The 15,009-nt window shown below is 40.3% G+C and carries 11 protein-coding genes, 1 other RNA gene and 2 pseudogenes; 9 read left to right on the top strand and 5 right to left on the bottom strand.

The window, feature by feature from the left end; genetic code table 11:
- Positions 1-10: 10 nt before the first annotated feature.
- On the bottom strand, positions 11-904 hold the full coding sequence (gene qoxA, locus ACQYAD_RS00685) for a cytochrome aa3 quinol oxidase subunit II (protein WP_430234561.1): 894 nt from the start codon (positions 902-904) through the stop codon (positions 11-13).
- Between the two features lie 578 nt (positions 905-1,482).
- The gene (gene tnpA / locus ACQYAD_RS00680) at positions 1,483-1,914 is read right to left on the bottom strand and encodes an IS200/IS605 family transposase (protein ID WP_430234559.1); all 432 of its coding nucleotides are present in this window, start codon (positions 1,912-1,914) and stop codon (positions 1,483-1,485) included.
- Between the two features lie 92 nt (positions 1,915-2,006).
- On the opposite strand from tnpA, the pseudogene ACQYAD_RS00675 reads away from it, so the two are divergent.
- From ACQYAD_RS00675 to ACQYAD_RS00660, 4 genes and pseudogenes are all read left to right on the top strand, one after another.
- A pseudogene (locus ACQYAD_RS00675) lies at positions 2,007-2,357 on the top strand (cation diffusion facilitator family transporter); the annotation flags it as partial.
- 111 nt (positions 2,358-2,468) lie between these two features.
- On the top strand, positions 2,469-3,878 hold the full coding sequence (locus tag ACQYAD_RS00670) for an ISLre2 family transposase (protein ID WP_430234557.1): 1,410 nt from the start codon (positions 2,469-2,471) through the stop codon (positions 3,876-3,878).
- A 144-nt stretch (positions 3,879-4,022) separates the two neighbouring features.
- Positions 4,023-4,523, top strand: a pseudogene (locus ACQYAD_RS00665) (cation diffusion facilitator family transporter); the annotation flags it as partial.
- A gap of 84 nt (positions 4,524-4,607) precedes the next feature.
- A protein-coding gene (locus ACQYAD_RS00660; protein WP_430234555.1) for an IS3 family transposase occupies positions 4,608-5,757 on the top strand; the annotation gives its coding sequence in 2 pieces (ribosomal slippage) (positions 4,608-4,882 and positions 4,881-5,757; 1,152 coding nt in all).
- A 512-nt stretch (positions 5,758-6,269) separates the two neighbouring features.
- On the opposite strand, the gene ACQYAD_RS00655 is transcribed toward ACQYAD_RS00660, so the two are convergent.
- Positions 6,270-8,405: a heavy metal translocating P-type ATPase gene (locus ACQYAD_RS00655; protein ID WP_430234553.1), complete on the bottom strand. Its 2,136-nt coding sequence runs from the start codon at positions 8,403-8,405 to the stop codon at positions 6,270-6,272.
- Positions 8,398-8,766: an ArsR/SmtB family transcription factor gene (locus tag ACQYAD_RS00650; protein ID WP_430234551.1), complete on the bottom strand. Its 369-nt coding sequence runs from the start codon at positions 8,764-8,766 to the stop codon at positions 8,398-8,400. Before ACQYAD_RS00650 ends, ACQYAD_RS00655 begins: the two co-directional genes overlap by 8 nt.
- Before the next feature lie 161 nt (positions 8,767-8,927).
- Here ACQYAD_RS00650 and ACQYAD_RS00645 point away from each other — a divergent pair, with 161 nt between their 5' ends.
- From ACQYAD_RS00645 to ACQYAD_RS00625, 5 genes are all read left to right on the top strand, one after another.
- Positions 8,928-10,346 (top strand): Na+/H+ antiporter NhaC family protein, encoded by a 1,419-nt coding sequence (locus tag ACQYAD_RS00645; protein WP_430234549.1) that lies wholly within the window; start codon positions 8,928-8,930, stop codon positions 10,344-10,346.
- Positions 10,347-10,463: 117 nt separating this feature from the next.
- A complete protein-coding gene (locus ACQYAD_RS00640; RefSeq protein ID WP_430234547.1) occupies positions 10,464-11,381 on the top strand; it encodes a YIEGIA domain-containing protein in 918 nt (305 codons plus the stop codon).
- Positions 11,368-11,568: a capping complex subunit for YIEGIA gene (locus tag ACQYAD_RS00635; RefSeq protein ID WP_430234545.1), complete on the top strand. Its 201-nt coding sequence runs from the start codon at positions 11,368-11,370 to the stop codon at positions 11,566-11,568. Before ACQYAD_RS00640 ends, ACQYAD_RS00635 begins: the two co-directional genes overlap by 14 nt.
- A gap of 181 nt (positions 11,569-11,749) precedes the next feature.
- Positions 11,750-12,670 (top strand): DUF1002 domain-containing protein, encoded by a 921-nt coding sequence (locus tag ACQYAD_RS00630; protein WP_430234543.1) that lies wholly within the window; start codon positions 11,750-11,752, stop codon positions 12,668-12,670.
- 126 nt (positions 12,671-12,796) lie between these two features.
- Positions 12,797-13,447 (top strand): spore coat protein, encoded by a 651-nt coding sequence (locus ACQYAD_RS00625; protein WP_430234541.1) that lies wholly within the window; start codon positions 12,797-12,799, stop codon positions 13,445-13,447.
- A 1,115-nt stretch (positions 13,448-14,562) separates the two neighbouring features.
- Here ACQYAD_RS00625 and ssrA read toward each other — a convergent pair.
- Positions 14,563-14,921, bottom strand: a transfer-messenger RNA (tmRNA) gene (gene ssrA / locus ACQYAD_RS00620).
- Positions 14,922-15,009 lie beyond the last annotated feature (88 nt).

The following is a 15,009-nucleotide window of genomic DNA, read 5'->3' as shown; positions in this document are numbered from 1 at the left end:
TCCCCCAAAACTATGGATTACTCATCTTTTCTGATTCTCTTTGATTGCTTTGATAATAGCGACCGCCATTTTTGTTCATAATTATGGTAAACAAATCTTTTGGATAGGCCGCAAATTCTTGTCTTTCTTCAATACCTGGTTTACTCAATTTTGCATAACCATCCATTGTTAATGCTTTGGATCCAGCTTTCACTTCTTTTACCCATTTATTGAACTCCTTGTCTGCTTTGGCAACTACGGTAAATTTCATATCGGTAAAGCCTTCACCACTAAAGTTATTAGCCGTCCCGTAATAGGTGCCCGCCTTATCTGCTTCTAACCAAAGCTGCAACTTTTTGCCTGGCAAAGTGTATTTTTGACCACCTAATTGCGGAATCCAAAACGAATTAATTGGAGCATCCGCAGTTAATTCAAATTGGATCGGCCGATCCGTCGGTATCTCGATATAGTTAACCGTAGCAATCCCTTCTTCCGGGTACAAAAACAACCATTTCCAATCGAGTGAAGTAACTTGAATGGTCATCGGTTTTTTTTCTGGTGACGGTGATTTAGCGAGGGCAAACGTATCTCTAACTGCATACGCACTAAGAACTACGATGACGAGAATGGGAATCCCCCACCAGACTATTTCTAACCACTTATTGTCATCCCACTCTGGTTTGTATGCAGCTTTGTTACCTTTTTTGTCACGATAGCGAAAAATAACATAAAAGAAGAACAACAGTACCGGGACAATAAAAACCCCTAAAATAATTGTTGAGAGAACAATCAAATTTAGCTGAGTATCGCCAACAGGTCCTTTTGGATTTAAGACGACATAACTTTCGCTGCATCCTGATAAAACGCCGATTAATACTACTAGTAAACTTATAACTGAGAGTTTTTTCCAAGAAATCAACTTCATTTTTTACACTCCTTTCCCTTTTCGATATAAAAGGTTATATCGCTTGCCTAACAATAACTTTTCGCTTATAAAGTTTTTACCACAACCTTTTCTAAAGACGTTTACACAATAATTTAGTAAGGCATTGCTTTCATTCTATTTTGAATGCAACCTACTGAAAAGCCTTCCAAAACAATTTTTCTTCCAGTTCACAAAACGTTCGAATTTTAGACACATTATTGTAAAATTTAAATTCGCATTATGTTAGTTTTTTAGTTGAAATTACTTTCTTTTTATGTTAAAGATTTTCTACTTAATGGGTGTGTATTTTCCCTCAGGAAACTATTTTTTATTTAGCTTCTTAATATAGAATACTGCAAAAAGGTTGCCATAGACCCACCCGTATATTGGCTGCTATTCTATTTAAGTACCAAGAAATTCGGGGGTGAAAAGGATGGAAGCGCAAAAATATATGGATCTTAAACAACCACCTGCTAAAGCAGGTGGATTTTGACATAAATGCCGGCGACTAAAGTCGCTAATATAGACTGAAGTCCACTTAAAGAGCCTAGGCTTAAGCATACTAAATTAGACTAAACTCATTCTTCAATCTTGAATATTTCGTTCTTTTCTTCATTGAATTGGTTTGCTATATAGTTTCTTATTATTTCTTCCGTCACTGTTCCAACTGTGGCACAGAAATAGCCTCTCGCCCACAAATGTTGCCCCCAATATCTTTTTTTCAATTCTGCAAATTCGTCCTGCAAAAGTCTTGATGATCGTCCTTTTAAGTACTGCAGAATTTTACTAGGTGCAAGACTTGGAGGACATGACAATAATAAATGAATATGGTCTTTCCCTACGCTTCCCTGCAAGATCGTAATGCCTCTTGCTTCACACCCTTGCCTTATTAGTTCCCTCGTTCTTATTGCAATGGGTCCATATAAGATTTTATATCGATATTTTGTTACCCATATGACATGATACTTGATGTTGTAAACATCATGACTACTTTTTTTATATCCATCCATACTCTCACCTCATTTTCAAGTATGGACATGGAATGGGAAGGCTAAAAGCGTATACCGTCTAAAGACGGTGGAGTTGGACCACGCATTTGTAAATTAAATTAGGTGAACGTGGGGCAATCATTAGTATTACTGCTTACGTGGCTCTTTCAATAATAAAATTAGTGATTGGTTATATTAGTTATTCTACAGCTTTAAAAGCAGATGGTTTAAACAATACAACCGATATCATCGCCTCTTTTGCGGTACTCATCGGACTGAAACTTTCACAAAGGCCACCTGATCATGACCATGGCTATGGCCATTGGAAGAGCGAAACAATCGCATCAATGGTTGCCTCTTTTATTATGTTAGCTGTTGGTTTGCAAGTCTTGATTGACGCCGTTGTATCGATATTTCAAGGTGGAAAAGAATCACCAGACATCGTTGCTGCCTATGTTGGCATTTTTCTATGTGTAAAATATTTCTCGGGACCAATTGCTGGTAAAAAAAGAGAAGGCACTCTATCATAAATGTACGCTGACCAAGGCGAAATACATTTAGAAAGAGGCCTTCTCATGGAAAAAATTATAACAAAAATATACAAATTAATAAAGGAAAGTGAAAATCTAATAATCCTTGAAGAACGTCTTCAGCTTTTGATGTATGAGGTTTTTTCTCAACTCCTAGGGGAAGTATTTAATCATATGAACCAGGCAATTGTGAAGGAAAAACAGAAAGCGGATTGGAAAGTCGAACGAAATGATCCAAAGACTGTTCAGTTCACTTTTGGAACGATCCGATTTAATCATACGTTAATGCATGATAATGAAGGTCATCCAGTCTATCCTTTTGATGAATTATTGGGTTTGCGAAAACATCAGCGTTATAGTCCTCTGGTTGAGGTTAAGGTAGCTGAATTAGCCAGTCAAAACGCCTATAGGGAAGTGGCTCGAACCCTAAAAGAATGGACCGCTGTGACAATCAGCCATCAAACAGTGGGAAAGATGGTTAAGTCTGTGGGAGGAGCACAAGCGAAGGCGGATGAAGAATTAGTATTGGATTTGGAGGAAGCGGCCAGCTTACCAGAGGCAAAGAAAGTGGATTTTTTAATGGCTGAGGCGGATGGGGTATTTGTCCGAAGTACAAAGCGTAGAAAGAATATAGAGGTTCATCACGCCATTACATATGAGGGCTGGGATATCAATGGAAAACGTGTATCTTTGAGAGAGCCAAAGGTTATCATGACCACTCAGCGCACAGATGTGTTTTGGAGCCAAGTACAGGCCACTACGGCTCACCGCTATAGCTTGGAGAATACTCAAGTAGTGACCAATAGTGACGGAGGTCTGGGCTATACAGCTGACAAATTCCAAGGAGCCTTTTCACAATCTCGTTATAAGGTGTGGAATCAACTGGACTCTTACCATATTTCGCAATCACTAAATCGGACATTCGGGGTAAAAAGCGACTGGAAAGACAAGGTGAAAAAAGCCATTGACGATCATGATATGGATGCATTTACAGTGTGTTTAGACACATACGAAAGCACGCTTGAGGATTCAAAACAACTTGAGAAATTAAAAGCATTCCGTTGGTATATTGGTGGAAATTGGGATCGAATTTTTGATTGGAGAAATAAGGTTAAGAATCTGCCAGAGAATGCGAGAAACCTAGGAGCGATGGAGTCGAATCAGCGCCACGTCTCTTTTCGGATGAAAAAGAGAGGGATGCATTGGAGCTATGAGGGGGCTGAGGCAATGGTTAAAATTAAACAAGGTATTCTTAATCAAACCTTGAGAGAGGTATACCTTAAGCACCAGCATAAAAGCGCTAGAAAGCAGCGTGAAGTGAAGAAAGCGGTGAGAATGTCCCAGATTCTTCACCAGGCTACCCGGCCATCTATAGGAGCCAAAAACGGGAGAATCAGCTTACATGCCCCCCATTCGACCGCTATGGGGCAATTAGTTAAGAGTATGAGTTTATAACCTGCATGTTTTCATAAGGTTCGTGAGAACGTTATGAAAATGTGCAGGCCACCAAGCGGTAGCGCGGTAGGGAAGTCAGCGTACAAAAAGTGAGTGCCAGAAACCACGTGTCCAGAGCACTACCGAGAAAAACTTGACACATACGGCATTTTTGCAGCAATTGCGATGTATTTTGTTTATCGATACAATAAAAAATTGGCTATAAAAATAAACAGTAAAGCTGTGATGGCATCTGCAAAAGATAACATTTCCGATGCATGGGTAAGTATTGGAACCGCCGCAGGCATTTTTGGTTCTCAGTTAAATATGCCGTGGTTAGACCCGCTAACCGCTATTATTGTGGGATTATTAATATGCAAAACAGCTTGGGAGATTTTTAAGCAGGCATCCCATGAACTTTCCGATGGTTTTGATGAAAATAAAATCAAACAATACCGGGATGCAATGATAAAAATAAATGGAGTAAAGGGGATAAAGGAAATCAAAGGGAGAAACTACGGAAATAATGAAGTGTTAGACGTTGTAATCCTTGTAAATTCTACCTTAACAATCAATGAAGCTCATGACATTACGACCTCAATTGAAAAAGTCATGTTAAAAGATTACGGTGTATACCATGTTCATGTCCATGTAGAGCCAGATTAGGTCTGTCAAAAATGTTTGCAGAACAATACAATAAGTATAATGCTACATATAAACTAGACAATAAAAAAGGAGTTTCTTAGTTGTATGTCAACCACTCGAAGAAAGTTTAACCCAGAAGAAAAAGCGCAAATTGTACTGGAAATCCTAAAGGAAGAAAAGTCAGTTTCACAGCTCGCTTCTGAGCATGGGATCCATACCAATGTCCTCAACCGGTGGAAATCCGAGGTGGTACAAAACCTCTCACAGCTGTTTGTTGATGATCGTAAAGGTATCACCAAAATGAAAAAAGAATATGAACAACAAATCAATGAACTCTACGCCGAGGTTGGTAAGTTAACCACCCAATTGTCGTGGCTTAAAAAAAAATCTGGCCTCTAACTTTACTCGTGAAGAGCGTATTGATCTCATAGAATGGGATTGCTCCGAACACTCCATCCTCGTACAAGCGGATTTACTTAATCTAAACCGCACCAGTCTTTACTATAAGCCGGTCCCTCCCTCTCCGGAGGAAATTCGCCTCAAGCACCGGATTGATGAGCTATACACAAAGCATTCTTTTCTGGGCTATCGAAAGATAGCTGCCATTATGAATCGAGAAGGGGATCTTATTCACGAAAATACAGTAAGAAAGTACATGCGAGAGATGGGTATTATGGCTATCTATCCCGGTCCGAACCTTAGCAAACGGGATCTCCAGCACCGGATCTACCCCTACCTACTTCGAGGGCTAAACATTACTCAGCCCGACCAGGTTTGGAGTGTGGATATCACGTATATCCGGATGAAGCAAGGCTGGATGTACCTCTACGCCATCATGGATTGGTATTCTCGCTTCATTGTGGATTGGCAATTGGATCAAAGCCTTGAAATCGGGTTCGTATTAGAGACTATGAGAAGGGCGCTAGCCAAACGCAAACCCGCCATTATTAACAGTGATCAAGGGAGCCACTTTACCAGCCCACAGTACACAGATTTGCTAAAGGAGAACGAAATCCGCATCAGCATGGATGGCAAAGGCCGTGCAAAGGACAACATCGTTATAGAACGGTTCTGGCGTAGCCTGAAGTACAATGAGATTTATATCAACGACTATACTAGCCCGCGAGAAACGAGGCAAGGTGTGGAACGCTATATCCATCTACACAACCACTACTTACCACACCAGTCATTGGATAACCATACACCAGCTGCTGTGTATAACCGGGATGTTGTACTGTTATCCACATGTGAATAACAGTAGCGGTGTTCGTCAAGAAAGTTGTCTTATATTTATATCTAAACTTAAAAAATCCTACCGCGCTTCGCTTGCTGCCCTCTTCATAAAAGATTCGTTCTAACGAACCAATCTTTTATGAAGAGGATGAAATTTTACCAACATTTCAGCGCTTTGGGGTGATCTTGGGTGTAGGAGGAAACCATTTCTCCCACGCCTTCGCTTATACTATGTCCTCCACCTGTGGACAATATCTAATTGGCGCTATTCCCCTCAATTTCCATACAGGAAGAGGAGATCAAGACCCTTGTATTATAGAAATATCTAAGTAATTTAATCTTGTATACACCTTAATTTTTCAAAAAAACTGTCTTGACTTCTTGTAGCACCATAAAGTATCATAAAATTCACATAAATAGACATCAACAAAAAGATTATTAAATTTGATTTATTACATTTATGCACAGGTAGTTCATAAAGAGGCTTAGTAATCAATGCAAAACAAGATGTTGCCTCTTTATGAAACCCTATTTTTATTCGTTAACTTTTAGTAACCGCAGGCTATTTAAAGTTACAAGCAAAGTTGCTCCCATATCGGCAAATATTGCTATCCACAAAGTTAACCAACCAGGTATGACGAACAATAAGGCTATTAATTTAATAGCAAGTGAAAAAGTAATGTTTTGCTTTATGATCGCCAAAGCCCTACGGCTCAACTTAATTGTATACGGCAATTTACTTAGATCATCGGACATTAAAGCGATATCTGCTGTCTCTAATGCTGTATCTGTTCCTGCACCACCCATTGCCACACCAACAGTAGAAGCTGCAAGTGCCGGTGCATCGTTCACTCCATCTCCAACCATCGCCACACTATGATGGGTGGTACGAAGCTCTTTAATAAGGGTTAACTTATCTTCAGGAAGCAAATCCGCTTTTATGTCGGAAACGCCAATTTCGTTTCCAATCACTTCTGCGGTTCGTTGATTATCACCTGTCAACATCACAGTTTTTTCAATTCCGAGTTGATGAAGTTTGCTTATTACCTCTTTTGATGATTCCCGAATTTCATCAGCTACGGCTATAAAAGAAAGGATTTCCTTTTCTGTTCCTAACACCATGACCGTTTTTCCTTGTGTCTGAAACTCTGTGATTTTTTGTTTTCGATCACTAGTCATCTTTCCATGTAGTTCTTCAAACAAATTTGGACTTCCAACATAATACAATTGGTTATTGATTGTTGCTTTTACACCTTTACCTGTAATTGATTGAAAATCCTTTACTGATACATCATTAAAATTTAATCCCTTTTCTTCGGCTTTTTTCATAATCGCTGAGGCAAGGGGATGCTGTGATCCTTTCTCAATGGCTGCTGTAATGGCCAGTAATTCATTTTCATGACCACCATACGATAGGATGTCGGTTACAGCCGGAACCCCTTTTGTTACTGTTCCTGTTTTATCAAAAGCAATAACCTTTAAGGCACCTGCATCTTCCAAGTAAATACCACCTTTAATTAGAACCCCATTTCTAGCAGCATTTCCTATTGCCGTTACAACTGTAACAGGAGTGGAAACCACCAATGCACATGGACAACCCACCACTAATACAGCTAACCCTTCATAAATCCATTTGTTCCAGTCCCCTCCAAAAAACAGTGGAGGAACAACAACAATTAGTAAAGCGAATACGATAATCACTGGCGTATAATATTTCGCAAATTTATCAACAAATGCCTGAGAGGGTGCTCGTTCTGCTTGGGCTTCTTCGACTAAATGAATGATTTTTGAAATCGTTGTGTCTTCTACTCGTTTTGTTACTTTTACTTCTAATAATCCTTCTTCATTTAACGTGCCAGCAAAGACTTCATCCTCTATCGTCTTTGTTACTGGAACACTTTCTCCTGTAATGGCAGCCTGATTTAACGTGGATGTACCTTTTATGATGATTCCGTCCATCGCTAATTTTTGACCTGGTTTAACAAGCATAATATCGCCAACTTGGATTTCTTCAACGTGAACCATTTTTTCTTCATTTCCGCGGCGAATTAGCGCTTCTTTTGGAGCAATATCGATCAATGTTTCGATGGATTGACGAGCTTTATCCAATGAATAGCGTTCCAACGCTTCACTAATGGCAAATAAGATCACTACAGTTGCCCCTTCGCCCCATTGGCCGATGATTGCAGCACCTAAAATTGCAATTGTCATAAGGGTGTTCATATCAAAATTTAAACGAGTTACATTTTTGAGACCTTTGATGAAGAGAGAATGTCCGCCAATGAAAATGGATGCTGCATAACCAATCGTCGGAAGAACATGTTCCTCGCCATATTGTTTGCCCATGAACCAACTAAACAAAAGCAATACAGCCGAAAGATACACTTTTCTATTTTCTTTTTGTTTCCAGAATGCTTCTCGCTCGACCTTTTGCTCATTTTCTTCTCGTATTTTCAAGTTTTCAAAAGCACCTGCTTTTTCAAGTGCTTCTATAGTTGTATTTCCAGTAACCGTTATTTTAGAAGCACCAAAATTAACTTTTGCATCGAAAACACCATCCAGGTGTTTCACGTTCGTTTCGAACGTTTTTGCGCAGCCAGCTCAAGTGAATCCTTGGACACGATATGTTTTTGTTTCGTGTTCATCCATTAATGCAGTTTGTTCAGACATTAACTTTCACTTCCTTTTTATGGGCTAATGCAATTGTCATGAGTTGCTTGATTTGTTCATCCTCTAACGAATAAAACGCCAATTTTCCCTGTTTTCTATACTTTACTACCCCTTGCTTATAAAGAGATCGCAAGTGGTGGGAAGCATTTGCAACGGTAACACCTAAAATATTGGCCAGATCACAAACACATAGCTCTTCATTTTTACACAATGCATAGGTAATTTTTGCCCTATTTTCATCAGCAATCACTTTAAACAATTGGGCAACATTCGAGATATCTACAGTTTTTAAATCGCCTTGTATTCGTTTTACCTTTTCCTCATCGTAACAATAAATCTCACAAGTATCATTTCGGTTCATTTTCTCACTCCATTTTCATTCAAGTGTAAATTTGAGTATAGTATATCCTTTTGAAAATTATTATTCAAGTCAACACTTGAATGAAAATGAAAAATGGGTGAATCCCCAATACATAACATTTTTCATATGAAGCAAAATAAAGGTAAAAAGGTGGTAATAGAATGGAGAATTGGTTTTCCATCATCCCGTTTCTTGTTGCTGTATTTGTGTCAATGGCTACTCGGCAAGTACTTGTGGGTCTTGGATTAGGGCTTTTAATAGGCTCATATTCATTAAAACCAGGGATTTTTAATTCCATATCAAAAATGAGTCAATATGTGATTACGGCCATTTCCGATAAAGACAATTTACGGATCATTGTGTTTTTGTTCGTTTTTGGCGGTCTTGTAGGAATGATGCAAATTGCTGGGGGAATTAAAGGATTTGCAAAAACGGTAGAAAAGCGAATCAAGTCGGAACGAAGCGCTTTAATCGTTACTTGGGCTACCATTCTTGTTACCTTTATGGACTGTGAATTCAGAATTATGACGACAGGACCTGTTATGAAAGCTGTAAAATCTTCAGTAAATGTTGTGAGGTCAAAACTTGCTTATACAATTGACGTTTCAACCGTACCAATTATTGTCCTTATACCTGTAGCCACCACTTATGCCGGATATATGGTCTCCGTTGTAGGAGGTGCTTTGAATCAGGCTAATATCCAGCGCTCCCCTTATCAATTGTTTTTAGCGAGTATCCCTTTCAATTTTTGGGCAATATCGATTGTTGCAATTGGTTTATTTTCAGTTATAACAGGGAGATATATTGGCAAAGGAATGGAGTTATCGAATGGGCATGCAGAATTGAACGATGAAGAGGATGTACATAGAGAAAGCATTGAGGCGGAATTAGAGAATGTAAATCCAAAAGCTTTAAACCTAATTTTACCTTTATTGCTGTTGTTAATTAGCACTTTTTATTTAATATGGAAAGATGGCCTTGATAAAGGTGCCAAATCGTTTATTGATGCGTTTCAACAAGCTGATGCAACTCAAGCAATGTTAATTGCCCTTTTTTTGACAATCATTTTTGCATTAGTTTTATTTCTTTTACGAAAAGAAAAACTTTCGGAACTAATGTTTCACTTTGTTGATGGCGGCAATCAATTAATTATGGCCATTATTCTGCTCGTCCTCGTTTGGGCACTGGCAAATATGGCAGAAGACCTTGGTTTTTCAAAATTTATAACAGGAACAGCTGGGACTTTTCTTCCAAAATCATTTGTACCTGTATCGATTTTTTTATTTGGATCCCTCATAGCCTACTTTATCGGATCTTCATGGGGTACATGGGGACTATTGATGCCGCTTGCAATATCTTTAGCAGATGCCACAGGAGCCTCCTTACCCATTGCAGTAGCCGCAGTGTTTGCCGCTGGTTCTTTTGGAGATTTCACTTCACCGTTAGGCGAGACAACGGTGACAACTGCATCTGTTTTTGATTTACCTGTCGTAGACTACGCAAAAGCTAAATTTACTTCTTCCATAACAGCTGTAGGTATTTCAGCTATTCTATTTGTCATTGTAGGTTTTCTTTTTTAAAGCTTTAGCCATTTTCGATGGTTTTTGCTAAATTTCACACATTTAAAGCATAAGAATAATTTTTGTATAAGCGCTTTATTCTTACTTCTTTTAATTTGTATACAAGGTAGGTTATGTATGAGAGGACAACTTTTGTCGACACCGCATCTACTGTTAATTATTTTTGCCGTCATTGGTGGAATATCCGCTCGTTTAGTCATTTTAAAAGAAGATTACCGGCAATATCCAACCTATCCAAATGGATATCTTAGCCAATTGGCTTTGGGAGTTGTTGCAGCTACTTTGGGGGCCGTTTTTGTCCCCGCAATTGTCACAAATAATTTGACGGCAGCGACATTCCTGGCACTTGCTATTACTCAGTTTCAAGGGGTACGAAGATTAGAACAAGATAGTTTAAAATCGTTAGATGAAACCGAGTATACAAAACGTGGAAGTGCCTATATTGATGGGATTGCTAAAACTTTTGAGGCAAGAAATTATATCGCATTATTTGTTGCGCTGACAATCAGCATTATTATGGAAGCGCTCGAGTACTTTCCTGTTTACATTCGGATTGGTTTAGGCTTACTTGGAGGTGGATCAATCTTTTTCGCTTTGGTTCGGTTCTCTAAAGGTAAAACCATTTCTGCTATTGCTGATGTACATCCTGCAAAAATACACATCAAAAATAACGAGCTATATGCGGATGATATCTTTGTATCGAACAGAATAGGAATTAGCCGAGGACAAGATATGATTTTACAAGAAGGACTAGCCGTTATTTTAACACCAAAGGAAAATCACTACCGGATAACGCTTGATAATTATGGACAAAGACAAGCGATATTATTTGAAATTACCCGCACTTTGGGGTTAAAAAGATATCATTTCACCCGTAAGGATTATGAAGATGGAAGAATTGCTTTTGTAGTTGTACCGATTATTCGTGATATAGACAGCATGATGTTATCAATTCTCCGTACGCCAATTCTTGAAACCGTTCAAAAGAATCATCAATTCATAAAAAATCGGGAGAAAACAAATGGGAGACATTAATATTTACGCCATCATTGCAACAAATGAACATACAAATGACCAAGTAAACGCCGGTAATGCCATTTTGCTTCGCGCAAAAGATGAAACAGAACAGCAGGCTTTAATGAGAGAAGTTGCCCTGGCTGTGCGAGGAGATGTCATTAAGTTAAGCAATGGCCTATTTATGATCTTAACTGCTGATCGGTAATCCTATTTAAATCAGAATAACCCCCTGCTGACTGAAGCAGGGGTTATTCTCCTTTACTTGATAAGGGATGACATCTGATATTTGAATTTCACCAGTATTTATGAGTATAATACTCATGTTTTAGTCACTTAACGCATACAAAACGATACGATATGTTCAAATGAAAAGGGGAGAATTTTTCATGATGTTGAAGCAGTTTTGTAAATGGTTGGTTATGTCAACTTTATTGATTTTCGCCCTAAGCAGCAGCCGCCTTGCTTTTGCTGCAAGCAATAACAGTAACGATCAAAGCATCAATGAAAAATATGGACTTCCGATTGTCGTTTATGGGGCAGCGCTTTCTCCTGCGCAAAAGGAGGAAGTGCGAAAGTTGCTCGGTGTGACGGATACAAGCAAAGTGACGGAAATCACCGTTACTGGACAAGATGCGGTCACCTATATAAAAGGCGATCCGCGTTCCAATATGTATTCTTCTGCCAAAATCACCCGCCAAGACCCGGGAACCGGGGTAATGATTAAGCAGGCGACCCCGGAGAATATCACGGAAGTAACTAATCAAATGTACGCGAACGCCCTCATCACCGCTGGAATAAAGGATGCCATCGTTGAGGTAGCTTCCCCTGTAAAAGTAAGCGGCCATTCGGCGCTTGTCGGCATCTACAAAGCGTATGATAGTGGAAAAGGGGCAGATTTAAACAAAGATCGAACGGAAGTGGCCAATGAAGAATTGAACTTGGCCACGAATTTGGCAAAAAAGGAAGGTTTGAATCAAGACAAAGTCAGTGAATTGTTAACCGAGATCAAAAAGGAAATTGCCGCAAAAAATCCGGCTACAAAAGACGAGATTGCCCAAATTGTTGATACTCAATTAAAGACGCTTTCGATTCAATTAAGTCCGCAAGACCGGCAGCTATTGATTGATTTGTTTGATAAAATGCGCCAATTGAACATCAATTTTTCCAATGTCCAGTCCCAGCTTGCCGATCTATCCAAAAACATTGAAAATCGTATTTCTCAAGCAGTAGGAGATAAAGGCTTTTTACAAGCGGTATCCGATTTCTTTAAACAATTAATCGACAGCATTAAACGTTTGTTTTCGTAAAGCAGGGAGCTCCCTGCTTTTTTTATCGCCGAAAAAAATTTTAAAAATGAAATAAATGAATAGCTCCTTTTTCTTGATGAATAATAATGTTGGCTGTGCCAAAGTTACTTGAAGGAGGACGATGAAATGCAAAACCAACAAGAGCCAATGCATCAAAATATGCATACAGGGGCTGTACCGCAGCAGTTGAACCATGGGGGACATGAGGTATTTGATGTTCACGAAGTACTGTCAGGATCAATCGGAACCCTTAATCAATATATGATGCTGCGGCAACACATTAAGGATCCGGAATTACGAGACATTCTTGATCGCCAATATCAATTCATTCAGGACGAATACACGAGTACAGTTGAGTGTTTCCAAACCGGAAAGGATCCTTCCAAGCCAACCCAAAGCTATAAAATGAACCAGGGAAATGACTTTGTGTATGGTTTAACGCCTTCACAGCCGAAAAAACCGATGCAATCGATGGCGGAAATCTCCGATGAATTCATTTCCGGCGCCATGCTTGCCGCGTGCAAATCAAGTGCTTCGCATAAAACAATGGCTGCCCTGGAAACGACCAATCCGGTTGTGCGCCGCGTTTTGGCCGATTCGGTTCCAAATTGTATTGAAATGGCCTATGAGCTTTCGATTTATCAAAACAAACACCATTATTACCAAGTACCGCAACTTGCCCAGCAAGACATGATCCAAATGGTCAACTCATACGCACCTGCCCAAGGCATGCCGCAAACTTCGAACACGAATATGGGCATGAATATGAAGCATTAACAAGATTTTAAAAGAAGGACGCGAGGAGCGTCCTTTTTTTCTTACTTTGCGGTCAACATGTGTAAAAGTACTATTTTACCCTTTCTTACGGTAGAGCAAAAGAAACGCAGATGCAATCCAAAGGTCGATGAGGAGGGGCTTCAAGGCCCGTCAACCGCAAAAAACCCGTCCCAAGGTCGATAAGAAGCCCCTTCAAGGCCCGTCAACCGCAAAAAACCCGTCCCAAGGTCGATAAGAAGCCCCTTTAAAGCCCATTAACCGCAAAAAACCCGCCCCAAGGTCGATAAGAAGCCCCTTTAAAGCCCATCAACCGCAAAAAACCCGTCCCATGGTCGATAAGGAGCCTCTTCAAGGCCCGTCAACCGCAAAAAACCCGTCCCATGGTCGATAAGGAGTCCCTTTAAAGCCCATTAACCGCAAAAAACCCGCCCCAAGGTCGATAAGAAGCCCCTTTAAAGCCCATCAACCGCAAAAAACCCGTCCCAAGGTCGATAAGAAGCCCCTATAAAGCCCGTCAACCGCAAAAAACCCGTCCCAAGGTCGATAAGAAGCCCCTATAAAGCCCATCAACCGCAAAAAACCCGTCCCAAGGTCGATAAGAAGCCCCTTTAAAGCCCATCAACCGCAAAAAACCCGTCCCAAGGTCGATAAGAAGCCCCTTTAAAGCCCGTCAACCGTGGAAAACCCGTCCCAAGGTCGATAAGAAGCCCCTATAAAGCCCGTCAACCGCAAAAAACCCGTCCCAAGGTCGATAAGAAGCCCCTTCAAGGCCCGTCAACCGCAAAAAACCCGTCCCAAGGTCGATAAGAAGCCCCTTTAAAGCCCATTAACCGCAAAAAACCCGCCCCAAGGTCGATAAGAAGCCCCTTTAAAGCCCATCAACCGCAAAAAACCCGCCCAAAGGTCGATGAGAAAGCTCTTTTTCGAAAATGAATTTTTTAAAATATAAAAAGACTAACAACCAAGTTGCTAGTCTTTTTCCACCTATGTATGGTGGAGACGGTGGGACGTGCTCTTCCATGCTTTCGTCATGGCACTGACTATATCTTATTTCAATCCACATACCTATTTAGAATATGACAATGACTGTAAATAAAAACCACCAAATATGTATTTGGTGGAGACGGTGGGAATCGAACCCACGTCCAAAGATATCGGCACTTAAGCTTCTACGAGTGTAGTCGACATATTCGCGCTTCGCTGAGCCATATGCCTGTCGACAGGCGTCCGGTCAGCTAGCCTGGTTGTTCTCTTCCTTCATCCTCAGGCGGTGGAATCCGGCGTAGCCCACTATCGTTGAGTCCGCTACCCTACCACATGGGCGATGGAGGGGCGAACCGCTAAAGTGCTATTAGGCAGCTAAAGCGAAAGAGTTTTGTTGTTTGCCAGTTATGGCTTTGACGTTTTAACGAGGCCGATCCCCTCGACTCGCAACCTAAGCTCGAACTACCCCTGTCGAATCCGTAGCGTCCCCATTTTAAAATGGCAAGCCGCTTCTTCAGCATGCTTGACGTTCGGAAACTCAAGAATACTTGAGCTATAAGGCATTTGCCGCAACCCTT

Source organism: Neobacillus sp. SM06 (genome assembly GCF_050496765.1).
Lineage (GTDB): Bacteria > Bacillota > Bacilli > Bacillales > Cytobacillaceae > JAEVLT01.
The sequence above is the reverse complement of the archived record's forward strand: the minus strand, read 5'-3'. Positions and strand labels throughout refer to the sequence as shown.

What these genes read in the sequence shown, in the direction of transcription:
- qoxA (WP_430234561.1), bottom strand. Translation starts at nt 904, where the DNA reads ATGAAGTTGATTTCTTGGAAAAAACTCTCAGTTATAAGTTTACTAGTA.
- tnpA (WP_430234559.1), bottom strand. Translation starts at nt 1,914, where the DNA reads ATGGATGGATATAAAAAAAGTAGTCATGATGTTTACAACATCAAGTAT.
- ACQYAD_RS00670 (WP_430234557.1), top strand. Translation starts at nt 2,469, where the DNA reads ATGGAAAAAATTATAACAAAAATATACAAATTAATAAAGGAAAGTGAA.
- ACQYAD_RS00650 (WP_430234551.1), bottom strand. Translation starts at nt 8,766, where the DNA reads ATGAACCGAAATGATACTTGTGAGATTTATTGTTACGATGAGGAAAAG.
- ACQYAD_RS00645 (WP_430234549.1), top strand. Translation starts at nt 8,928, where the DNA reads ATGGAGAATTGGTTTTCCATCATCCCGTTTCTTGTTGCTGTATTTGTG.
- ACQYAD_RS00640 (WP_430234547.1), top strand. Translation starts at nt 10,464, where the DNA reads ATGAGAGGACAACTTTTGTCGACACCGCATCTACTGTTAATTATTTTT.
- ACQYAD_RS00635 (WP_430234545.1), top strand. Translation starts at nt 11,368, where the DNA reads ATGGGAGACATTAATATTTACGCCATCATTGCAACAAATGAACATACA.
- ACQYAD_RS00630 (WP_430234543.1), top strand. Translation starts at nt 11,750, where the DNA reads ATGATGTTGAAGCAGTTTTGTAAATGGTTGGTTATGTCAACTTTATTG.
- ACQYAD_RS00625 (WP_430234541.1), top strand. Translation starts at nt 12,797, where the DNA reads ATGCAAAACCAACAAGAGCCAATGCATCAAAATATGCATACAGGGGCT.